Genomic DNA, 22043 nt, shown 5'->3' with positions numbered 1-22043 from the left:
GTGCGGCCGTCGTACTCGCATACAAAAAACCGGCGCATTACGCGCCGGCTCAAAACTCAGAATGGATAAGGCTGGCTGGAAGGTTCAACCGTGACCCACTTGACCTCGGTAAACTCCTCGATGACTGCGCTGCCATCAAAGCGTCCATAGCCGCTCTTCTTCATCCCACCGTACGGGGCCTGCGGCTCGTTTTGCACGGTGGCGCCATTGATGTGTACGCAGCCGGCATCCAGTCGGCCAGCCAACTCCAATGCCCGTGTGACATCGCGACTGAATATGGATGACGAAAGGCCGTAGGCGGTGTCGTTGGCCACCTGCAGCGCCTGCTCGGCGCCTTTTACCCGGACGATCGTTGTCACCGGGCCAAAGGTCTCTTCGTCATAGATCGACATCTCACGGGTCACCCGATCGACCAGTGTCGGCCCCATCAAGGCATTTTCCGCCAACCCGCCAGCCACGATGTCAGCGCCTTTCCCGATGGCGTCGTCAAGCAAATGATTGATCCGTTGCACTGAACCCTGGCCGATCATTGGACCGATCACGCAGGCGGGTGTTGTCGCTGGCACGCCGACTTCCAGCGACCGTACGCGGTCCGCGAAACGGGATACGAATTGGTCGGCAACCGCTTCATCGACCACGAAACGCTCGGTCGACATGCAGATTTGTCCCTGGTAAAGAAATGCGCCGAAAACCGCAGCGTTGACTGCCCCGTCGATATCCGCGTCATCCAGTACGATGAATGGGGCTTTGCCACCCAGTTCCAACAGGCAGCGTTTGAGATGAGTGGCACAGGTCTGGGCAATCATGCGGCCGACCTTGGTCGAGCCCGTAAAATTCACCCGACGCACCACGTCATGTGCGATCAACGCTTCAGTCACAGCAGACGCGTCCTCTGGCGCGCTGATCAGAAAGTTCAATACTCCCGCCGGCAAACCGGCATCGTAAAACGCTTCGGCCAGCAGCGCGTGCGTACGCGGGCTGCTTTCAGACCCCTTGAATATCACCGTATTGCCACATGCCAGAGGGTAGGCAATGGCGCGTGCGCCAAGAATGACCGGCCCATTCCAGGGCACGATGCTCAGCACTGCGCCGACCGGTTGACGCAACGTCATCGACAGTGCGCCTGGCTTGTCGGTCGGAATGGTTTCGCCCTTGATTTGCGTGGTCAGGGCCGCGGCTTCACGCAGCAGGTTCGCCGATGCGCCTACGTTGAATTGTGCCCACAGTTGCGAAGCGCCGATCTCTTCAGCCATGACCGAGCAGAACTGCGCCATTTTCGATTCAAGGGAGTCGGCTGCCGCCAGCAGAATCCGCCGACGCTCGGTTGGGCCGGTTTTGGACCAGGTCCGGAAAGCGCGCTGGGAAGATTCGGCGGCGCGGATGGCATCCTCGACGCTGCAGGCTGCACCTACACTCACAGTCGCGCAACTGAGCGGATCGACACGTTGAAAGGTCTTGCCAGTGGAGGCGGCAAGTTTTTGGTTGTCTATTACGAGTTGAACAGTCATTGCGGGTTCCTTTAGAGCTCGAAAAAGTCAGACCGAAGCAGGGACTGGCATGCGCAGGATCGGCTTGATGGTGACACCGCGTTCGCTATCGGCCATCGCCTGGTTCACCTCATCAAACTCGTAAAACCTGCACAGCTTGTCGAAGGGGAATCGGCCCTGCAGATAGAGATCAACCAGCTTCGGAATGAAGGCATTGGCAACGACATCGCCTTGGACAATGCCCATGATCCGTTTTCCGGGAATCATCACGTCGTTGATATTGAATGCCACCTCGGTGCCAACTTGGGTAGCACCGACGATGCCACAGGTGCCAAGCGTGGTGAGTGCGTCGATTGCCTGGCGAAGAACCTCGGAACGGCCGGAGCATTCAAGGCTGTAATTGACGCCCCCTGGGTGATGGACTGAATGCGTTGAACCGGATCTTCTTCGCGGCTATTGATGACGTGGGTTGCGCCCAGTTCCAGTGCCAGTTCCAGCCGGCTCGGGGTGACGTCCACAGCGATGATGGTCGTAGCGCCGGCGACCTTCGCGGCCATTACCGCCGCCAGTCCGACTGCGCCTGCACCAAAGGCGGCGAAGCTCGATCCGGCTTCGACCTTGAGTGCATTGAGAACCGATCCTGCGCCCGTCTGGATGCCACAACCCAGTGGCCCCAGCAATTCCAATGGCGCCTGTTTCGCGACCTTGACCACGTTGCGCTCATTGGCAATCGTGTAAGTGGAAAACGAGGATTGACCGAAGAAATGGTCGTGGATGGCGTGGTCGCTGCCACAGGCGCAAGCGGACGTACTGCCATCGAGTCGGCCGCCACCGAAGTTCACGGATGCATGTGCGTGCAATGTGCCGGGTGGCCCGTTTCGCAAGGCAGGCAGAGGCCGCAAGACATGTACGTCATGACCACGTGATCGCCCGGTTGAACCGTGGTGACAGCGCAACCGACTGCATCCACGACGCCCGCACCTTCATGACCGAGGATGATCGGCAGTGGCGTTGGGAACAGCTGATCTCGCACCACCATGTCAGTGTGGCAAACGCCTGTAGCGACTACACGGACGCGCACTTCTGTTGGCCGAGGCGCCTCGAGCAAGACATCCTCAATTTCTAATGCAGCCCCTGAGGCGCGCAGCACTGCGGCACGGACTCTCATCGATTGAGCATCGGTCTGGGACATTGTTGTCTCCTTGAAGTAATTCGTCGAAGCCGAGAAAACGTCGGTTTGTCAGGCAGACTGCAACGCTCGCGGGCGTTGGCTGCGATTGATCGATGCAACGCTCGCGGCCGGACGCAGGCTGAAATTGAACGTCATCTCGGCAAAGCGCCCCGTCACGCCATTGGCAGCAGCCTGTTCCTCGTCGTCGACGAAAATGATTTCGCCAATCAACCCGTCACGTGTTGCATAGGCGAAGTCGTCCCACAGGTACTTGTCATTCGACAGGTTGATCTGCGTGGTCAAATGTTCGTGGCCTGGGGCGCAGATGAAGAAATGGATATGGGCAGGTCGCTGCCCGTGACGGCCCAATTGATCCAGGCATTCCTGAGTGGGGCCGGCTGGATCGCAACCGTACCCCGAAGGCACGATGCTGCGAGCCCGGTAGCAACCATTGGCGTCCGTGAGAATCCGGCGCCGCAAGTTGTACGCCGTCTGGCTCTTATCGAAGTATGAGTAGTTGCCTTGGGTGTTGGCTTGCCACAAGTCCACAGTGGCTCCGGCGAGAGGCTCACCGTTCAAGTCGGTTACGCGCCCTTCCAGAAACAACACCGTTGCTGTGCCATCCTCGCTTCCATCATCCATGCGAGTTTGGTGCTCACATAGTGGCGCGCCTGCTACGTACAACGGACCTTCAATGGTCCGTGGCGTGCCTCCGGTCCGGCCCGCCTCTGCGTCCCTGGCATCCGCCAGCAAATCAAGGAAATGTTCGATGCCGAGTCCGGCGACCAGCAAACCTGCTTCGTTTTTCGCGCCCAAGCGGTTGACGTAGTCCACCGCCCCCAGAATTCATCGTCGCTGATCTGCAAATCTTCAATTACTCGGGCGACTTCCTGCAGCAAACGCAAAACGATCTGCTTGCGGCGTGGATCGCCTTCGTTGTTGTCCAGTCCCGAGGCTTGTCGGAAGAATTGCTGCAATTGCGGCAGTTGAGAAATTTTTACGATCATCTTGATTCACCTGATCTTATTGGTATCCACGAAGAGAGCCGCTGGACGCTCCCTCCCGTGCATGTCGGTCAAGTCGTTAAGCAGATGCTCGCCAACCTAGCTGGGCACGCGCCTCCTGAAGGTCGGACTGCATATCGTGATTCCACAACCAGTCGAAACGCTCGGCGAGAGTTTTGCCCAGCAGTTGTTCGTCATCGGCTACAGCTGGATCACGCATTTCATAAAGTTCCCCGGCTTCCCAGGAGGTGCGCTGCACTCGGCAGGCACGTGGACGACGAATTGCGTCGTAAGCCGCGAGCACCGCTTGTGGCTGACTCTCCAGTACCTGCGGATCGGCCAGCAATCGGGCCAGCAGCCAGGCGTCTTCCAGCCCCTGCCCGGCGCCAGCGCCCTGGTGCGGCAGCATGGCGTGCGCAGCATCGCCAATAAGCCCCACGCGCCCGTGCACATAGCCTGGCAACTCATCCAGCTCATGCAGTGCCCACAGGGTGGGTGCCGGAATGCATTCGAGCAGCACCTTTGCAGCGTCACCCCAATGATCGAAGGCGGACAGCATTTCTTCCTGGCTGGCATTGCGCACCCACGGCGCATCGCTTGGCCAGGTTGGATCAGGGCGACTGCGATCGGAAATGAAGGCCACAACGTTGATAAGCCGGCCTTGTTTGACGGGGAAAGTGAGGATATGGGCATCAAGCCCCAAGTACATCTGCGGGACATCGATCAAGTGTTCATCGACACCCCGGGCCCGGTACGCGGCACGCAGTTGTTCGCTGTCGATCATTCCGCGGTAGGCGCAGGTACCACTGAAACGCGGCGCCACCAGGGGTTGGCCAAGACCGTTAAGCACATGATCACGAATTGAAGACTTGATACCGTCGGCAGCGATCAGCAGATCGCAGCGATGCTCAGTGCCATCGGTGAACACCACGCGAGCCTGTTCGCCATCCTGCTCTACGCTGACTGCACGTTTACCGAACTGGGCGATCCCTTCGGGCAACTGGCTGGCCAGGGCATCGAGAAAGTCAGCACGGTGTACCGATGACTGCCCTACCCCTTCGGCCAGGCTTGCGCCCAGATAACCGGCATCTTCACCGCGACGCCATTCGAACCAGATGTCCTGCCATGGGTCCTGAGTCTGGTCGGCAATCTTGCGGTAGGGTTCGGCAATACCCAGGCCCGCGATGGCTCGAACGGCATTGGCGCCGAAGGAGACACCTGCTCCGACCTCGCCAAAGGCTGGTGCCGCTTCAAACAGCTGCACACTCAGGTGGGAATGACGGCACAGGTCAAGGGCCAGACCGACGCCGGCAATACCACCGCCAACAATACCGATGTGCAATTTGGATTCAGAAGTACGCATAGCAAGTTACCCAGTAGGCTGATTGTTATTGGAGTCACCAAATCATCGCCATCTGAGCTCTATTGATAAATACCGCAACTCCAATACACGCCATCACTAGTGTGAATATTGCTCCTCAGGACGACCATTCAGCGATTCCCCGGGAGTTGCGCACATCCCTGCGGGCTCGCGGGGCTAGCCAATCGTTGTCTTCGCCAGCTGATGTTTGAGTTGTCCTCGATCAAATTGCCTGTGCGAGTACCTCTGCGGTGCTAAAGCAGGATTCTTCAACGCCTCGGCATGAATGTTCAATACTCAGGCCGCCTCTCACTCCATGCTCAAACCTCAAAAAAAATAATGAGGAGATGGCAATGGCACACCCAGACATCCGAAATCTTGTGGCTTCAGACAGCCCTGCCGCGGCGCTCTACCAGCCAGGGAGGATCGGCTCCCTGCAATTGCGCAACCGTTTCGTGCAGGCACCGATCTTCACTCAGTTCGCGAGCACCTTCGGTGAAATTGACGATAAGCTCATCGAATACCATCGGGCCCGCGCTCGTGGAGGCGTTGGTCTCATCATTACAGAGAACACCTCTATCGACTGGGAAGTCGGGCGCACAGCCGGCCACCCTATGCGAATTGACCACGACAGGTTCATTGGCGCACTCAGCAATCTGGTCGACGCTGTCCACGGTGAAGGCGCAAAAATCGCGGTGCAGTTGCACCACACCGGGCGCCAGAACTCCCAAGGCAACACGGAACGTAACGAACCGCCTCTCGCGCCGACTGCAGGCATCACCAGCGCGTTCGGCACCCCGCCACGAGCGATCGAAGAACATGAAATTCCGGGACTGATCGACAAGTATGTCCAAGGTGCCCGGCGCGCCGTGGCTGCTGGCTTTGATGCCGTTGAACTGCACGGTGCACATGGCTATCTGCTCGGTCAGTTTCTCTCACCTTTTACAAATAAACGCACTGATCGCTGGGGCGGTTCCCTGGAGAACCGTGCCCGTTTTGCACTCGACGTCGTGCGCGGGATTCGCGCACAGGTCGGTGCGGATTTCCCGATCCTGTATCGCCTGAGCGTCATGGAGCCTTACGAGGGCGGTCTCTCATTGGAAGATGGCCTGGCCTTTTGCGAAATGCTCGAACCTTACGTCGACGCCCTGGATGTCAGTGCCGGGAACTACGACACGGCGATGACGTTGCTGCCGATGGTCGCGCCAGGATCACTCGTGGATTACGCCAAGCTGGTGAAAAAGCGTGTCTCGATCCCGGTAATCGGCGTCGGTCGTCTCACCTGGCTGCTCGACGAGATGGCACAAGCGGTGTCTGACGGCGAGCTCGACTTTGTGGCCTTGGGTCGCTCGGGTCTAGCGGACCCCGAAACGATAAACAAGACACGGCGCGGGCAACCACAGAGTGTCCGCCGCTGCCTTGCGGTCAATGAGTGCATCTCACGGTGGATGTTCAACGGTAAGGGTACCCAGTGCGTGATAAACCCCACGCTGGGACAGGAGCGTCGGGCGAGTGACGCTCGTCGACCTGCTTCCGTACAGCAGCGGATTCTGGTCGTCGGTGGCGGGCCTGCCGGCTGTGAAGCCGCGATCCTGGCTGCCGAGCGTGGGCACAGTGTGCGCTTGGTCGAGAAATCAGGTCGCATCGGCGGCCAGCTTCATGCCTGGGCCGCTGCGAGCCCGTTTCGCATGGAGGTCACGAACATGATCCACTTCTACGAGAGCGAACTCGAACGCGTGGCCGTCGACGTGCAACTCAATACCGATGCGACCGACATCGACTTGGCCCCATGGGACACCGTATTGCTCGCCACCGGAACCGTTGCGCAGAATCAGGGCCCGGATGTGGCCGACATGCTGGCAAACGCGGCTCTGCCCGTGGCTGACGAAGTCACCGTGTTTGGAGAAACAGAGACTGCAATGTTTGCCGCCCTGTGGCTGGCCGAGCAGGGTAAAAAGTCAGCCTCCTCTCCCCTGCAGATGGGGTAGTAATCGATACCAATGATATGCAGCGCGACCATCTGAGCGGCCTTCTCAACAGTCTCGACGTATCGATCAGAACGGCAGTCGCGGCGCCCGGTGACGGCTACGTGGTGATGGCGACTGCGCGCAATGCCTCGACTGTCCTGGCGTCGGCCGTCGATGACATTCGCGTCCATAGTATCGGAACGAGGTCCCGCGGCGGTCGGATGTACGAGGCGACCCAGTCTGGCTTCTGGGCGGCAGCAAAAATAGGAGAGTTGGCATGAATGTTCGCGCGATCGAACACGTAGGCATTACCGTTCCCGATCTTGAAGCGGCGACCCAGTTCTTCGTCGAGGCTTTCGGTGCCGAGAAACTTTACGACATGCTTGAAGCGCCCTTGGGGGGCCTGAAGTGGAGGCAGGACTGGGGATCGCACCCGGAGCCGTGATTAGCGCAATCCGCATGCTGCGCCTTGGCAACGGTCCCAACCTGGAGCTGTTTTCCTACACCGGGGTGCGGCAGTCGCAGCCAGTAGTTCCAAGCGACTTGGGTATTCAGCACATTTGCATCTATGTTGACGATATCGACGCTGCGGCCGAACAACTGGAGAAGGCCGGTGGAACCCTGCTCAGCCGTCCTGGTGAGCTCCCGGGCGGTGACGCCGGGAAAGGTAATCGTTACGTCTACACTCGCACGCCTTGGGGAAGCACGATTGAACTGGTGACTTACCCGTCGGCGCAGGCCTACGAGCGTCACACTCATTTGCGTCGATGGCGACCGGGGTTGACCGAGCCGAGTGATCACGAAATCCAGGAGCAGTAAGAGAAGGCTTGCCAGGCGGTCGGGTGGAAATCCCCGATCGATGGCAAGCCTGTTTTGCGTACAAACTCTGAGGATGTGTTAGCTTTTTGAATGTCATAACACTGCGATCAACATTCTAAAACTGCCAATAGCTGTTAAAAAAAACTCCACTGCCAATAAAAAGGGAGTTGTGATGAGTGCCATCCTCCTAACGCCAGAAAAAATGCTGGACGTTATCCCAGGCGAAGTCACGATCAACGGTACCGTCGAGACGGCATCCGATAACGGCATGTCGATCCGGGGCTACCGCTTTGACAAAACCGAAGTCAGCATACCGTGCATGCGCGATTACGAATTGGTGCGATGGAAATCGGGAACATCCAATCTGGGTTTCCACGATGGCAAGCAATGGCAAAAATGGTCCGTTGGCGATAACGACGTGACCATTTTGACGCGAGGCGAATCGTCCAGGTGGTACTGGATGAACGATATCGAAGTCAGTCATATCTACATCTCGCAAACGATGATGGCCAAGGTCGCCAATGAAGTCTTTCAGCAGGATGTTGACCGTGTTTTTGTCGACCATTGCCCTATCATCAACGACGCGACCCTCTCCAGGCTTATGGCCGCCTATGAAATGGAATGCCTGAGTGGCGAACCGGGAAGCAGCCTCTTTGCCCAGACGCTGGAAATACAGATGTGCATTCATCTGCTTCGCCAGTATGTGCGCTGTGACTTGAGAGACAACGATCAAGCGTCTCGCCTGACACACCTCAAACGTGACCAGCTTCAGCAGTACATCGACTCACACCTGTCCAACCCGATTTCGGTTAAAGACATGGCCGCAATAGTCGACCTGAGCCCCTCATACTTTGTACGGGTGTTCGGGGCGGTGTATGGAGTCTCTCCCCATCAGTACGTTCAGTCGCGTCGCTTGAAAAAGGCTGAGCGCATCCTGTCTACGGTGCGTGATGTACCTTTGAAAGCTGTCGCCATGGATTGCGGGTTCTCGGACCAAAGCCACATGACCCGACTGTTCCAGGAAAAACTGTTCATGACGCCCAAGCAGTATCGCGAGAAAAACGTTTCCAGGCTTTTTTGCTCCTCGGCCTTGCAGTAACGTGCAGCACCTTCGTCGCACCGCAAGGACCTGTCGTTAAGTGAAACTTCATCAAATCAGGGCACTGGTAGCCATCCACCAGACCGGAAGCATCAGTGAGGCCTCGCAGATCCTGCATGTCACCCAGCCTGCCATCAGCCGATCAATCAAGGATCTGGAGAGCGAACTGGGCTTGGCACTGCTGCAGCGTTCCCACAGGGGAATGTCGCTCACCGACGAAGGTCGCCGCATCATTCGCCATGCACAGTTGACGGTCGAGAGCATGCGCCGACTGCAACTGGAGGCTGAAAACATCAGGGGATATGCAGGTCGGTGAGGTCAGCATCGGGGTCACGTCCCTGACATCAGTGCTCAAAGGGCTGGGAGAATGCATTGCCGGGTTCCAGACGAAGAATCCACGTGTCCGGATTCGCCTGGTGGACCTTCGTCCCAACCAGATGCTGCAGCGACTACGCGACGGTACGCTGGATTTCGCCATTACCTCGCAGCAGCACACACAAAGGCTGAACCTGGATTGGGAAGCGTTGAGCCGCATGCAGGGGCTGGTGGTCTGTCGAAGGAATAACCCTCTGCGCCACTCGCATTCTCTCCGCCAGCTGCAGTTCGCGAACTGGATCAGCCTCGATGCGATCGACGATCACTCATCCCAGTTCTATCAAATGTTCGAAGACAATGAGATCCCTGCGCCGCAGCGAATAACCGAGTGTTCATCGGTATTGCTGGCCCTGGATCTGTTGCACCACGCCGATGCTTTCATGACGCTCAGTGAAGCCGGAATGGAAAACACATTGCCCAAAGGGCTCAACGAAGATCTGGTACAGGTCAAGATCGAAGAAAGTATCCCCGAGTACCCGATCTACCTGGTCTGTATTGACCGCAACGCTCTGACAACGACAGCCAGCGACCTTTACTACGCTATCAAAAACGTACTCTCAAAAAATCAGTCAATCGATACGTCGCGCTAGTGCGCAATCGACTCGAGCAACTTAAGAAAAACGCAACGATATGCCCAACGGTTAAGTCTGTCCCCGTTTCCCGGGGCCGGACACCCTGAACCGGAGGTCATTTGGTTTCCACCGCACAACAGCAGCCTGCGCGGATTGCCACGTCGATTGTGTCGCTGTCATAAAAGGGTGCGCGTGATCGATAAACGGACAATATCGCACCGAACTGACGCTGCCTTTCCCAGAGGTTGCTATGCATCATAACTAATGGTTAATCATCGACGAAAAGCGCAAGTGCGCAGTGACAGTGTTTGCCGGATATTCGGGCCACAACAAAACTGTCACAGGAAAAATCGATCGACAACTCTGCAAGCGCCTCCCCTCCGCTGCGCCGCGACGCCCTCCGTGATCGGTTCCAGAAAAGCCACAGTCGCTTGCGCTCTAGGCAATGCCCTGGAAATGTATGACTTCACGATCTACAGCTTCTTTGCTGTAGTGATCGCAAAGAACTTCTTCCCCGCACAGTCGGCAATGGCATCTCTACTGATGTCGTTGGCCACCTTTGGTGTCGGGTTCCTCATGCGCCCGGTCGGTGCTCTGGTGATCGGTCGCTTTGCCGACCGCCGTGGGCGCAAGGCCGCGTTGAGCCTCACGATCAGCTTGATGACCTTCGGCACCGCGATGATTGCCTTCGCGCCTTCCTATCAGGACATCGGCTTGTTCGGCACTTTGATGCTAGTGGCTGGCCGCCTCACCCAGGGCTTTTCGGCGGGAGGGGAAATAGAGCACTGCGTCGGTTTACCTGATGGAGTCCAGCGCTACCGCCAATCGCTGTCGCAATGTGAGTTGGCAGGCGGCCAGTCAGGGTTACGCGGCCATGGTGGGGGCTGGTCTGGGTCTGCTGCTCAACAACACGTTGAGCGTCGAGGACCTCGAAAGCTGGGGTTGGCGCATTCCCCTTTGTGCTGGGGCTACTGATCGGGCCGCTGGGCTGGTACATCCGTCGCTGCCTGCCGGAGACACACGAAGCCCACCCGACCCAGCGCGAAGGTCGGTTGCGCGACCACATCGATCTGCGTCACACCCTGCTGGCGACTGGCCTGATGGCCAGCGCGACCATCGGCATCTACCTGTTCATTTTCTATATGCCCGCCTACCTGACTGTCACCCTGGGTTACCCGCAACGTAGCGCCTTGGCTATCGCCTGTGTGGCAAGTGCCTGTCTGGCTGTTATCACACCTTTGGCCGGGCGCTTTGCGGATCGACACGGCCTGCGCAAGAAGCTGCTGGCCTGGACGATCACCCTGCCCGTGCTACTGGCGTGGCCAGCCTTCTACCTGCTCGGCTTGAGCACAAATTTGTGGGTGGCTATGTTGGTCATCGCGCTTCTGGTGCTGCCCGGCTGTATCGGTTCGGGTGCCTTCTTCGCCCTGATCATGGAAGCCTTTCCAAAAATCGCCGCGCGCTCGGCACTGCCGTCAGTTACAGCTTCGGCGTTACTTTGTTCGGCGGGTTCTCCCCGTTGATCGCCACTCAGCTCACGGCGGCCCTGGATAACCCCCAGGCGCCAGCACTGTATCTACTTGTCGGCGGTGCCATCAGTTTGGCGTGCCTGGCTGTGTTTCCCGAAAACCCTGGTCGGGAGTGACCTGATGAATACATTGACCCAAACCAGAACCCAAACCTTGGCACAATTGGACCTGGACACGTTCATCCGGCTGCGCCGTGAAATCCACCAAAATCCTGAATTGGGCGCAGACACCCCGCTGACCGCGGAGTTGGTGGCCCGCAAGCTCGAAGACTGGGGCTACGACGTTCATCGCGGTATCGGTGGACATGGCGTGGTCGGCGTACTGCGTAGAGGCAGCGGCACGCGCCGCTTGGGCTTGCGCGCTGACATGGATGCCCTGCCGATGCAGGAGAAAAACCGCTTCGCCCATGCAAGCCGAATCGAGGGACGCATGCACGCCTGCGGCCACGACGGCCATACCGCGACCCTGCTGGCCGCAGCGTGGCACATCGCTCAGGCGCCCGATTTCAATGGCACGCTCAACCTGATTTTCCAGCCTGACGAGGAAGGCCTGGGCGGCGCCAAGGCCATGATGGATGATGGTCTTTTCAACCGTTTTCCTTGTGACGCAATTTTTGCCTTGCACAACTTGCCGGGAATACCGGTGGGTACTGCCGTGATCCAGGCAGGCCCGACCATGGCTTCTTCGGAATGCGTGCGCGTGTTCATCACAGGTCGCGGCGGTCATGGCGCAATGCCCGAGCGCGCCATAGATCCGATACCGGTTCTGGCCAGTATGATCAACGCGATCCAGACAGTGAAATCGCGCAATCTCCGCGTCGATGAACATGCCGTGATCAGCATCGGCATGGTCGAAGCCGGCACCGTCTACAACATCATTCCTGACACGGCATCGATGCTGATCAGCGTGCGTACCGACTCAGCGCAGACCGAAGGCAAAATCAATCAGCGCCTGGCGGAGATCGCCCAGGGACATGAACAGATGTTCGGCGTTGAAATCGAACTTGAAACCACGCAACTGGCGCCGGCGCTCGTCAACACTGCTGAGGAGACGGAGATGCTTCGCCATTACCTGGAGCCGCTATTCAAGCCCGGACACTTGTTGCCGCACGCGGCGAAGATCATGGCGACAGAAGACTTCGCGTGGATGTTGACAGAGGTCCCAGGCTGCTACTTCTTCCTGGGCAACGGCGAAGGCGAGTTTCATGGCTGCTCCGTGCATAACCCCCACTACGACTTCAATGACGAGTTGATTCGTATCGGCTCCGACTGCTGGTTGAAACTTGTGAAGGATTATCTCCACTGAGGTCGCAGGCTTGGGTCCACATCTTCATCGATAGTTGATGACTTCAAAGTGCTCGAGCCGCTAAACCGGCACCCAATAGCTGAACGACCACCATCAGGCCTCTGCGGCCTGATGGGCAAGTCGAGCCACGCCCTGCCCGCGCAAAAACTCCAAAACGATGACTAGGCGACTTACTTCTTATCTGCCCTAAAAACAACAACAGGCATGGTCTATGTATCGCACAGGTAACTTGGCATTATTCACCGTCGGCACGCTGGCGGCCGCAGTTCTTACTTCCAACGTCCATGCCCAGGAACAAGGTTTTCTGGATGACAGCTCACTGACGCTCAATACCCGTCAGTGGTACTCACACGAGGTCGGCCACAAGGCCACTTATTTCAAACTGCAAACACCAGACGGCGTACGCATGCTGCGTGACCGCACGGCCTGGCTGGAAGGCTTCAGGCTCGACTTCGTCTCCGGCTTTACTCAAGGGCCGGTCAAGTATGGGCTGGATCTTTCGACCTTCTCGGCAGTGGCGCTGGAGCGCAGCCGCATAGCGGCGGCGGGCGGCAGTAATAGATTGTTGGTCGACAAGGACGGCGATGTAGTCGATGACTGGAGCAAACTTGGCATTGCGGCGCTGAAGTTCAAGGTCGCCGACACACTGCTCAAGGTTGGCGAGGCAGCAAGTCAGGACACCGATGATGTCCTACACCGACACCCGTACATTGCCTTCAACGTTCAATGGTGTGTCTCTGGAAAGTCATGACGTCGAAGGTTTGACGATCAAGTCTGGCTACTTCGACAAGGGCTCGCCGCGTACCGGGGCCGGAAGCCAGGATTTGAGTCCCACTTACGGTTCGCCCCTGGTCACCAGTGACTTCAACGCTTACGCCGGGGCCGACTATGTGTCGAGCGCTGGCTTGCGCAGCAGCGCCTATGTCTCCCGTTTCGACGATATCTGGGATCGCGAGTATTTGGGCCTGGGCACGAAAACCAACTGGGGATCGGTGAACGTCGATGTGCAATTGGACGCCTACAACACCCAGTCGAGTGGTCGCGAAATTGGCGGCAGAATCGATCAGCAGGCCTACGGTCTAACTATCACTCCCCAATGGCGCAACCACTCGTTGAAGATTGGCCTTCAACAGATCAAGGGCGACGAATATTTCGATTATCCCTTCGAGTCCAATGCCATCAGCCTGCCCAACACCATGATGTCCTTCTTCAATGGTCCCAATGAGCGCTCGATCGGGGTGTTCTACAACAACGATTGGGTGGCCTATGGTCTGCCTGGTCTCAAGACAACGCTCTGGTACATCAAGGGGATGGGTATAGACGGCAGTCATTACGACGGTGGCCCGAACGGCATCTACAACTCGGTACTCAAGCAGCGCGGTGAAAGTCACTATGAAGTGGGTGGCAATGCCAGCTACACGGTGCAATCGGGCACCTTCAAGAACATCAGTCTGATCACCAGTTACTCTTCGCACCGTGCCAGTGAGTATCAACTGGAAGGCAATCTTGATGAATTCAGGCTTATCGTCAATGTACCGATCAAGGTGTTCTAGGCGAGCAAGCGGCATGTTGGCGCGATGAAACGGCTAAACAGCCGCAGGTGCAAAACCGGCCTTGCGGCGCATCCACGTGGCTGTTTATTCAACGTATTCGAATTCGGTTTTCCCCTTTGGCCGGTACAGACAAAGGGTGCCTTCTACACCCGAGCAGGTCACTCTTGCAAAAACCGTCTGATCACCGGCTACGACGCGATGGCTGGCGCCCACCGACATCGGAGATATCTGTTCAGATGCTGCGTGCCCGAAAGCACGTGGAATAAAAAAGGCCGCCGGTGTACGAAACACACCAAGCGACCAAAAGTTTCTCAGGGACGAGTGCCAACGTCAGCTTCTTGCACTGTCCACGGTTTGACTTGCTCGCTGAGTGTCAACCCCAAGCCCGGACGCGTGGGGACCAGCATGCGGCCGTCGCGCGTTTCCAGGCGCTCATTGAAGAGAGGCTCAAGCCATTCGAAATGTTCGACCCACGGTTCGGTCGGGTACGCGGCAGCCAAGTGAACGTGTAACTCCATGGCAAAATGCGGCGCCAGCATAAGTCCAGCTTGCTCGGCCATTGAGGCGACCTTCAGGTACGGGGTAATGCCACCTACTCGTGGTGCATCTGGCATCAGGAAGTCAGCGCCTCGCAGCTTGATGAACTCGGCATGCTCGGCAACGCTGGTAAGCATTTCGCCCGTGGCAATCGGCGTGTCGAATTGTTGTGCTAAAGCGGCGTGGCCTTCTGCGTCATAGCAGTCCAGCGGTTCCTCAATCCAGATCAGGTTGTACTCTTCGAATTGGCGGCACATGCGCTGGGCGGTCGGGCGATCCCATTGCTGGTTGGCATCAACCATCAGAGGGAAGTTGTCGCCCAAGTGCTTGCGCACCGTACTGACACGTTGAATATCGATGGCACAATCTGGCTGCCCGACTTTCAGTTTGATACCTCCGATGCCCTTTTCGCGGGACAGGTCGGTGTTCCTCATCAACTGGTCAAGCGGAGTGTGAAGGAAACCACCTGAGGTGTTGTAGCAACGTACCGAATCACGTTGAGCGCCGAGCAACCGGGCTAGCGACAAGTTGGCGCGCTTGGCTTTTAAATCCCACAGCGCCACGTCGAAGGCACCGATCGCCTGAGTGGACATGCCGCTGCGGCCTACAGACGCACCGGCCCAGCACAGTTTGGTCCAGAGCTTGGAGATGTCACTCGGGTTCTCGCCAATCAGCGCCGGGGCGACTTCCTTGGCATGGGCGAATTGCCCCGGCCCGCCTGCACGCTTGGAGTAGCTGAAACCAAGGCCGCGGTGACCGTCTATGGTTTCGATTTCCGCGAACAGGATGGCGATCTCGGTCATTGGCTTTTGCCGTCCCGTTAGCACTTTGGCATCGCTGATCGGATTGGCCAGAGGCAGGATTACCGAGGAGACCCGAACCCAGGCAATGCGATCATCGTCGGAGGATTTAACAGATTTTTGTTGTGCGAGCATGGAGCTCTCCTTAACAGGGATGAGGTCTTGATAGAGATCAGGTACGAGGGTGGGACAATTTGGGGTTAAGCGAAGCGCCTTCGACGGGGTTGTCCGGTAGCTCTTCAAAATCATCGAGTTGCAGGCGCTTGAGTGGCCCGACGATGAACAGGTAAGAAAAAGCGCCCAGCAAACCCATACCCGCGACGTACATCAGTGCAACATCGAAGGATCCCAGCTGGTTGATCATTACGCCGATGGCGATGGGAGTAACAATGCTGGCTAGGTTGCCGCCAGAAGTTGAACATGGCACCGCTGACACCCATGGCCCGTGCCGGAGACACGTCACCGACGATGCACCAGCCCAGGTTGCCCACGCCTTTCGCAAAGAAGGCTACGGACATCACCAGAATCACCAACGTGATCGACTGGGTGTAGTTGGCGACCATGATGCTACTGGAAAGTAACAAGCCACAGATGATGGGAGTCTTGCGTGCTGCGGTGAGGCTAAAACCTTTGCGTAGCATCCAGTCCGACCAGACGCCACCGATCATGCCGCCCAAGCAACCGGCAATGGGTGGAATGGCCGCGACCAGTCCGACCTTGAGCATGGTCATGCCCTTGGCTTCGATCAGGTAAGTCGGGAACCAGGTCAGAAAAACCAAGTGATGGACGTCAGGCAAAACTGTCCAAGATAGATACCCGCCATCATGCGATTGCCGCCGATGGCCTTCATGCGCTTCCAACTGAATGGCGTCTTAACGTCACCGATGGTTGGCAATCCACCTCCGGCTTCGATGTAGTCCAGTTCAGCCTGGTTAGCACGTTTGTCTTTGCGCGGCTCCTGAACCATTCGAAACCACAAGAAACCGATCAGGATACCTGCGCCACCTGTAACCCAAAACACGTGCTGCCAGCCCCAAGTGCTGACCAGCCAGACCATCAAGGGCGTGAAGGCAGCCAGTGCGAAATACTGAGCGGACTGGAACACCGCCGTGGCCAAACCCCGTTCGTGACGTGGAAACCACATAACGGTCAAACGGTTATTGGCCGGGAACGCAGGTGCTTCGGCTACGCCCATCATGAAGCGCAAAACAAACAGCGCGAGAAACGCCGAACTGAACAGATCAACGTAGCCTTGCAGGAAAGTAAAAACCGACCAGATGATGAGGCTCATTCCGAGAACGACGCGAGAGCCGTATCGATCGAGGATGATCCCGCCAGGCAATTGCATGGACGTGTACGCCCACCCGAATGCCGAGAAAGCGATGCCCATGGTCATGGCATCGAAGCCGAGATCTGTGCGCATGCTGGGGGCTGCAATGGACAGCGTCGCCCGGTCGACGTAGTTGAACACTGTGACGATGAAGATCATCACGAGGATGAGATAGCGGACGTTTGTCTTCGCTATCGCTTGCGTAGGTTTGATCACTATTATTTTCCTTATTGTGAGTACAACTTCGAATCCGTGTGGCCCTTACAGCTCCTGGTAGCGGCATGACCGCGCAATGATTGCGCAATCATTTGAATGGTTAAAAAAGGCCTTTGATAGGGCCTTTGAACCAATACTACACTGATTGCGCAATCATTCAACAGTGCACACGTTGATATTCGAGATTTTCAGATCAGGTACTGGCGCGGTCTATGAGGGTGAAACCTGTATCAATTCGCACAGGTTGATGATCGCCATTCGGATATTCAAATCGCTCAAGCAGTGCCTGTGCCACTTGCAGGCCAATGTTTTTGCCATCGACGCTGACGGTCGACAACGACGGATAAACCTGGGCCGCGCTGCTCAAGTCCCCGAAACCCATGACGGCAATGTCAGACGGCACATTCATCGCTCGGCTGGCGGCTTCTGCCAATACGCCTTGTGCCACTGTGTCAGAGCTGCATACCACGATGTCGGGTTGAACCGGCTGTTCCAAAGCCGCCGAAGCCCTTCCCTGCCTACCTCGAGCGTGGCGGGTGCCGCCAGCACTTCCATAGGGACTTCTTCGATGCCCTGGCGCTTCAACTCCGCGATAAGGCTGTTGCAACGGCGCAGCCCGCGAGGGTCACTGATCGTCACCACCGAGAAACGCTTGTAGCCCTTTTTCAACAAATGCCGGGCGGTCTCCTCCCCACTTTTTCATGAGAAAAACCGACCAGCATATCCAAAGGGGCCTCGCTCAAGTCCCAAGCCTCAACGACTGGTATACCCGCTTGAGCCAGACGTAACCGACTTGATTCGGTGTGGAGTGTGCCAGTCAAGACAATCCCGTCCGGACGCCGACCAAGTACAGCTTCAAGCAAGCTTTCTTCCTGCTCGGCAGAGTAGCCCGTAAGACCCAGGAGTGTCTGGTACCCCGCCTGGGTCAGACGGTCCATCAATGACTGCACCGTGTCTGCGAAAATCGAGTTCGCGATAGTGGGGAGGAAAATCGCTACCAAACGGCTTTTATTACTGGCAAGTCCCCCGGCCAACATGTTCGGTACGTACCCAGTCTTACGCACGGCTTCACGAACTTTTTCCCGAGTATCCTCGTTAACCAATTCCGGCCTGTGCAATGCCCGGGAGACGGTCATCGGCGAAACACCCGCAACCTTGGCAACATCGATCAACGTCAGGCTGGAACCCTTCTTGGCTGCCGTGATCAAACTGTCGGTGGAGGGAGCCGCTGATTTCTTTGCCATGAAGATTTCCGAATTTAAAGCTCAGTATCTGAAGCTGCGTGCCAAGCAGTCCGTTTGTCAGCCGAATCTACCAAAGACCAGCACAACATTCACGATACTTGATTTAGCCCAACAGGATGGAGGCAACTGGCGACATCTGGCTCTACTGCATTCACTGCGTCCAGCTGAGCGCTCATGCGATGCAAGAAACCAATTAGCGTTTCAATTTCTGCTTTCTCAAGATTCGCCAGGAGCAGCCTCTCTCTCTCGAGGGCCGTCACCAGCACTTGGTCATGCAGCTTACGACCTGACGGTGTCAGAGATACGGTGTATCGGCGAGCGTCCTCCACATCGACTTGCGTAGACACATGACCCTCGAGCTCTAACAACTTCAGCGCTCGGCTCACGGCACTTTTGTCCAGCCCAATGACCTGGACCACCCGGTTTGCGCTTATTTTGTCTTCTACAGCAAGCATTGCCAGCACCCGCCACTCAACGATTCCGATCCCGAAGTGCTTGCGGTAGCAAGCTGAAGCACCGCTCGCCATCTTGTTGGTCAGCGAAGTCAGCAATGCAGGAACGTATTGATCCAGATTCAGGGGAGAGGGTTGGGTCATGACGAATGGTTCCTGACAGTCGATATAATTAGTTGACACCGCAACCAAAATGCTTAGGATAAGAATCACACAACGATTGCACGTGCGCATCATAAGCGCGCGACAAAACAATAAAAAATTCAGAGGTACCGTGTGATGACTTGCCTGCTCCGATCCCCCCTTTTGATCTGCACGCTTAACGCCTTTAGCCGCTAACGCCGGCTCAACATCCGTTTGCCTTCAAACACTGCACATCCGCGGTGGGGTTACGCTCATGCTCGAAGTTTATGTATCTCGTAAAATATCTGAAGCTGCCGGTGTCTGCAGCTTCGAACTGTTGGCTACCAACGGTGCTGAACTACCGGCGTTCTCTGCCGGGGCACATGTCGACGTGCATGTGGCTCCAGGCATTACCCGGCAGTATTCGCTGTGCAACGCTCCCCACGAACGCGGCAGGTACGTCATTGCTGTACTGGACGAGCCCGCGTCTCGTGGCGGATCCAGAAGCATGCATGCCCATGTTTCAGTGGGTTCGGTTCTCTCCATTGGCATGCCCCGAAATCTCTTCGACCTAGACCTTTCAGGCAGTCGCTATGTCTTGTTCGCCGGTGGTATCGGCATCACTCCGATTCTCGCTATGGCCCACACCTTAATCGCAGCGGGCAAGCTCTTTGAGCTTCACTATTGTGGTCGATCTATTGAGCGATTGGCATTTCTGGGAATCCTGAACGAAGCACCTTTCGCTGATCATCTCCGGATTCATGTTGATAATGGCCCGGCTGAGCAACGCCTGGATGCTGCTTGGATCCTGGCGAATCCAGTCGCTGGCGATCAGCTGTACGTCTGCGGCCCATCAGGTTTCATGTCACACATTCAATCCACCGCGAAGGCGGCTGGATGGTGTGACCAACAGATCAACCGGGAAGACTTTAGCGCCCCGCCTCAGGTTCTCGAAGGCGATCGGCCGTTCGAAATCGAGCTGTCCCGCTCGGGTCGTGTACTCGAAGTTCCTGCGCAAAAGACCGCTCTTGAAGTGCTGCTTGAGCACGATGTGGAGGTCGAAAGTTCCTGCGAGCAAGGCATCTGCGGCGCTTGTATTACTCGCGTTCTGGCGGGTGAACCTGACCATCGGGATCAGTATATGAACGCCCTGGAACACGCTCGCAACGACAGCTTCACACCTTGCTGTTCCCGCTCTAACGGTCCACGCCTTGTGCTGGATCTGTGACCCCTGACAAGAACAACCTGAGAATCGGAGATCGCCATGAGTACGCCGCAAACCCAGTCCCTTGCCTATGAAGTTGGAGCACTGACCGAGCTACCCAAGTTCCCACTCAATCAATGGTACGTCGCAGGATTTTCCTGGGAGCTCAAGGACAAGCCAGTGGGTAGAACCTTGCTCAGTCATCCCGTTGTTCTGTTCCGCACAGCAGATGGTCAGGTAGCAGCCCTGGAGGATCGCTGCTGCCATCGAGCGCTGCCTCTCTCTCACGGCAGCCTGGAAGAGCAAGGCGTGCGCTGTGGCTATCACGGACTGCTATTCGACGGTAAAGGACAATGCCTGGAAGTGCCCGGTCAGGCGAAAATTCCTGCCAAAGCAAAAGTTCCTGCTTATCACGTAAAGGAACGCGATCAGATCATCTGGATCTGGTTTGGTAGCACTGATCAACAGGAGCCCGCCAGTGAGCCTCCGGCATACGACATCCACACCAAGGGCGAATATCTCTTCGAAGGGGACGTTTATCACTATGACGCGCCCTACCAGCTCATCCATGACAACCTCCTTGATCTGAGCCATCTGGGCTACGTGCACCTGCACACAATCGGCGGCAATGCAAAGATCCACATGAATGCGCAAATGCGTGTCGAAAGCGATGAGGCCACTGTGAAGGTGACTCGTCACCTGCCGGATTCGGTACCGCCCCCCACGTACACTGCGGCCTATCCTTTCCATGGCAAAGTGGATCGTTGGCAGGAAATCGAGTTCCAGGTGACGCATCTGCGCATTTGGACAGGGGCGGCTGATGCAAACACAGTGTCGCTCGATGACCCACAGCGCGGAGGATTCCATATGCGCGGTTTCCACGGCGTGACCCCGGAAACGCAAACCACCAGCCACTACTTCTGGACGATCGCATCCAATCCGAAGAGCAATTCCAAAGAAGTGATGGCGAAGGTCGTCGAACAGACAGCCATGACCTTTGATGAGGATAAGGTCGTTATCGAAGCTCAGTACCGGAACATGCTCGAGTTCGGCCCCAAGCCGATGGTCGACATTCATGTGGACGTGGGAGCAAACCGCGCACGCAGGATAATCGAGCAACTTCGCCAAGCCTCTCGATGATCAATCAAGAACCGTCCAGAACAGCACTGTTGAGCAGGTCTCACACTCTCATGAACACAAACCAGCCCGATAACCTTCGCCTACGGGCATTGAAGGACTTGATGGATCGCGGAAACCACCTGCATCGTTGCGTCTTCGATCGTTCCTTCGTTACGGCATAACACCCAGCCGTGATCTGCAACCGCTCGCTCGAACGCCTGGGTACAAGCAACCTGTTCTTCCAGCTTGTGGATCACGGTACTGCTCAGCCCACGCCGCCGGGCTGCGGCCCTCGCCCATGAAATTTCAGGGGCGGTGACAACCCCGACGTGCAGGTCTGGCACTTGCACGTTTCGATCAATGTTCAACTGAAGAATTTCTGCAAACGGGACTATCCGGCGAAACGCAGCATCAGACGGGTACCAGCGATCGATCAGGACGATGCTGCCTGGCGGCTGTTTAGCCAGCACATGCCGGGAAATCCAGTTACGGCTATCAGCCAGGCGCTCACAAACTTCCAATTCCAGATCCCGGGAGGGATGCCTGACGAGTTTGTTCACGAGGGCCATTGTTTCCCCCTGTAGGGATCGCTTTTTTTCGCACAGCCGGATCACCATTTTGTTGTCTGCCCTCAGTACTTTCGTAACGGCCTCCAACAATGTGGTTTTTCCGGCTCCCTTGGGGCCATCCAGAGAAACAAACAGCGGACGATTCATTCTTCAAACAACGATTGATATACGATTTTTTGGCCCGGTTCGTTCGCTGCAACCGCTTGGC

The 22043-nt window shown here is 56.9% G+C and carries 14 protein-coding genes and 6 pseudogenes; 11 read left to right on the top strand and 9 right to left on the bottom strand.

The window, feature by feature from the left end; all coding sequences use genetic code 11:
- Positions 1 to 56: 56 nt before the first annotated feature.
- The 4 genes and pseudogenes from JFT80_RS05340 to salA all read right to left on the bottom strand — a co-directional run bounded on the left by JFT80_RS05340 (position 57) and on the right by salA (position 5025).
- A complete protein-coding gene (locus JFT80_RS05340) occupies positions 57 to 1508 on the bottom strand; it encodes an aldehyde dehydrogenase (protein ID WP_201147170.1) in 1452 nt (483 codons plus the stop codon).
- A gap of 27 nt (positions 1509 to 1535) precedes the next feature.
- Positions 1536 to 2679, bottom strand: a pseudogene (locus JFT80_RS05335) (NAD(P)-dependent alcohol dehydrogenase).
- Positions 2680 to 2727: 48 nt separating this feature from the next.
- Positions 2728 to 3665: pseudogene (gene catA, locus JFT80_RS05330) on the bottom strand (catechol 1,2-dioxygenase).
- 76 nt (positions 3666 to 3741) lie between these two features.
- Positions 3742 to 5025, bottom strand: a complete 1284-nt coding sequence (salA, locus tag JFT80_RS05325; protein ID WP_122839887.1) for a salicylate 1-monooxygenase — start codon at positions 5023 to 5025, stop codon at positions 3742 to 3744.
- A 350-nt stretch (positions 5026 to 5375) separates the two neighbouring features.
- Here salA and JFT80_RS05320 point away from each other — a divergent pair, with 350 nt between their 5' ends.
- From JFT80_RS05320 to JFT80_RS23855, 9 genes and pseudogenes are all read left to right on the top strand, one after another.
- Positions 5376 to 7010, top strand: a complete 1635-nt coding sequence (locus tag JFT80_RS05320) for an FAD-dependent oxidoreductase (RefSeq protein WP_242482805.1) — start codon at positions 5376 to 5378, stop codon at positions 7008 to 7010.
- 256 nt (positions 7011 to 7266) lie between these two features.
- The gene (locus JFT80_RS23870) at positions 7267 to 7434 is read left to right on the top strand and encodes a VOC family protein (protein WP_242482804.1); all 168 of its coding nucleotides are present in this window, start codon (positions 7267 to 7269) and stop codon (positions 7432 to 7434) included.
- On the top strand, positions 7431 to 7808 hold the full coding sequence (locus tag JFT80_RS05315) for a VOC family protein (RefSeq protein ID WP_307833048.1): 378 nt from the start codon (positions 7431 to 7433) through the stop codon (positions 7806 to 7808). Before JFT80_RS23870 ends, JFT80_RS05315 begins: the two co-directional genes overlap by 4 nt.
- 172 nt (positions 7809 to 7980) lie before the next feature.
- Entirely contained in the window at positions 7981 to 8907 is a 927-nt protein-coding gene (locus JFT80_RS05310) for an AraC family transcriptional regulator (RefSeq protein WP_201147169.1), read from the top strand.
- A 40-nt stretch (positions 8908 to 8947) separates the two neighbouring features.
- A pseudogene (locus JFT80_RS05305) lies at positions 8948 to 9872 on the top strand (LysR family transcriptional regulator).
- Positions 9873 to 10310: 438 nt separating this feature from the next.
- A pseudogene (locus JFT80_RS05300) lies at positions 10311 to 11499 on the top strand (MFS transporter).
- Between the two features lie 4 nt (positions 11500 to 11503).
- Entirely contained in the window at positions 11504 to 12688 is a 1185-nt protein-coding gene (locus tag JFT80_RS05295; RefSeq protein ID WP_201147168.1) for a M20 aminoacylase family protein, read from the top strand.
- A 211-nt stretch (positions 12689 to 12899) separates the two neighbouring features.
- On the top strand, positions 12900 to 13439 hold the full coding sequence (locus JFT80_RS23860) for an OprD family outer membrane porin (RefSeq protein WP_242482802.1): 540 nt from the start codon (positions 12900 to 12902) through the stop codon (positions 13437 to 13439).
- A complete protein-coding gene (locus JFT80_RS23855) occupies positions 13375 to 14241 on the top strand; it encodes an OprD family outer membrane porin (RefSeq protein WP_242482801.1) in 867 nt (288 codons plus the stop codon). The genes JFT80_RS23860 and JFT80_RS23855 overlap by 65 nt, the downstream gene beginning before the upstream one ends.
- A 311-nt stretch (positions 14242 to 14552) precedes the next feature.
- Here JFT80_RS23855 and JFT80_RS05285 read toward each other — a convergent pair whose 3' ends face one another.
- The 4 genes and pseudogenes from JFT80_RS05285 to JFT80_RS05270 all read right to left on the bottom strand — a co-directional run bounded on the left by JFT80_RS05285 (position 14553) and on the right by JFT80_RS05270 (position 18964).
- On the bottom strand, positions 14553 to 15713 hold the full coding sequence (locus JFT80_RS05285; protein ID WP_201147167.1) for a mandelate racemase/muconate lactonizing enzyme family protein: 1161 nt from the start codon (positions 15711 to 15713) through the stop codon (positions 14553 to 14555).
- A 37-nt stretch (positions 15714 to 15750) separates the two neighbouring features.
- Positions 15751 to 17067: pseudogene (locus tag JFT80_RS05280) on the bottom strand (MFS transporter).
- Between the two features lie 250 nt (positions 17068 to 17317).
- Positions 17318 to 18368 (bottom strand): annotated as a pseudogene (locus tag JFT80_RS05275) (LacI family DNA-binding transcriptional regulator).
- Between the two features lie 89 nt (positions 18369 to 18457).
- Positions 18458 to 18964, bottom strand: a complete 507-nt coding sequence (locus JFT80_RS05270) for a MarR family winged helix-turn-helix transcriptional regulator (RefSeq protein ID WP_201147166.1) — start codon at positions 18962 to 18964, stop codon at positions 18458 to 18460.
- Between the two features lie 253 nt (positions 18965 to 19217).
- Between JFT80_RS05270 and JFT80_RS05265 the strand changes: the two genes are divergently transcribed.
- Entirely contained in the window at positions 19218 to 20171 is a 954-nt protein-coding gene (locus tag JFT80_RS05265) for a PDR/VanB family oxidoreductase (protein WP_201147165.1), read from the top strand.
- Positions 20172 to 20207: 36 nt separating this feature from the next.
- Entirely contained in the window at positions 20208 to 21287 is a 1080-nt protein-coding gene (locus JFT80_RS05260; protein ID WP_201147164.1) for an aromatic ring-hydroxylating dioxygenase subunit alpha, read from the top strand.
- 80 nt (positions 21288 to 21367) lie between these two features.
- On the opposite strand, the gene JFT80_RS05255 is transcribed toward JFT80_RS05260, so the two are convergent.
- Entirely contained in the window at positions 21368 to 21982 is a 615-nt protein-coding gene (locus tag JFT80_RS05255) for a dTMP kinase (protein ID WP_201147163.1), read from the bottom strand.
- Between the last annotated feature and the right edge of the window lie 61 nt (positions 21983 to 22043).

Origin of the sequence: Pseudomonas sp. TH10, assembly GCF_016651255.1 — a bacterium.
Lineage (GTDB): Bacteria > Pseudomonadota > Gammaproteobacteria > Pseudomonadales > Pseudomonadaceae > Aquipseudomonas.
This window is presented reverse-complemented; position numbering and strand designations above follow the sequence as displayed.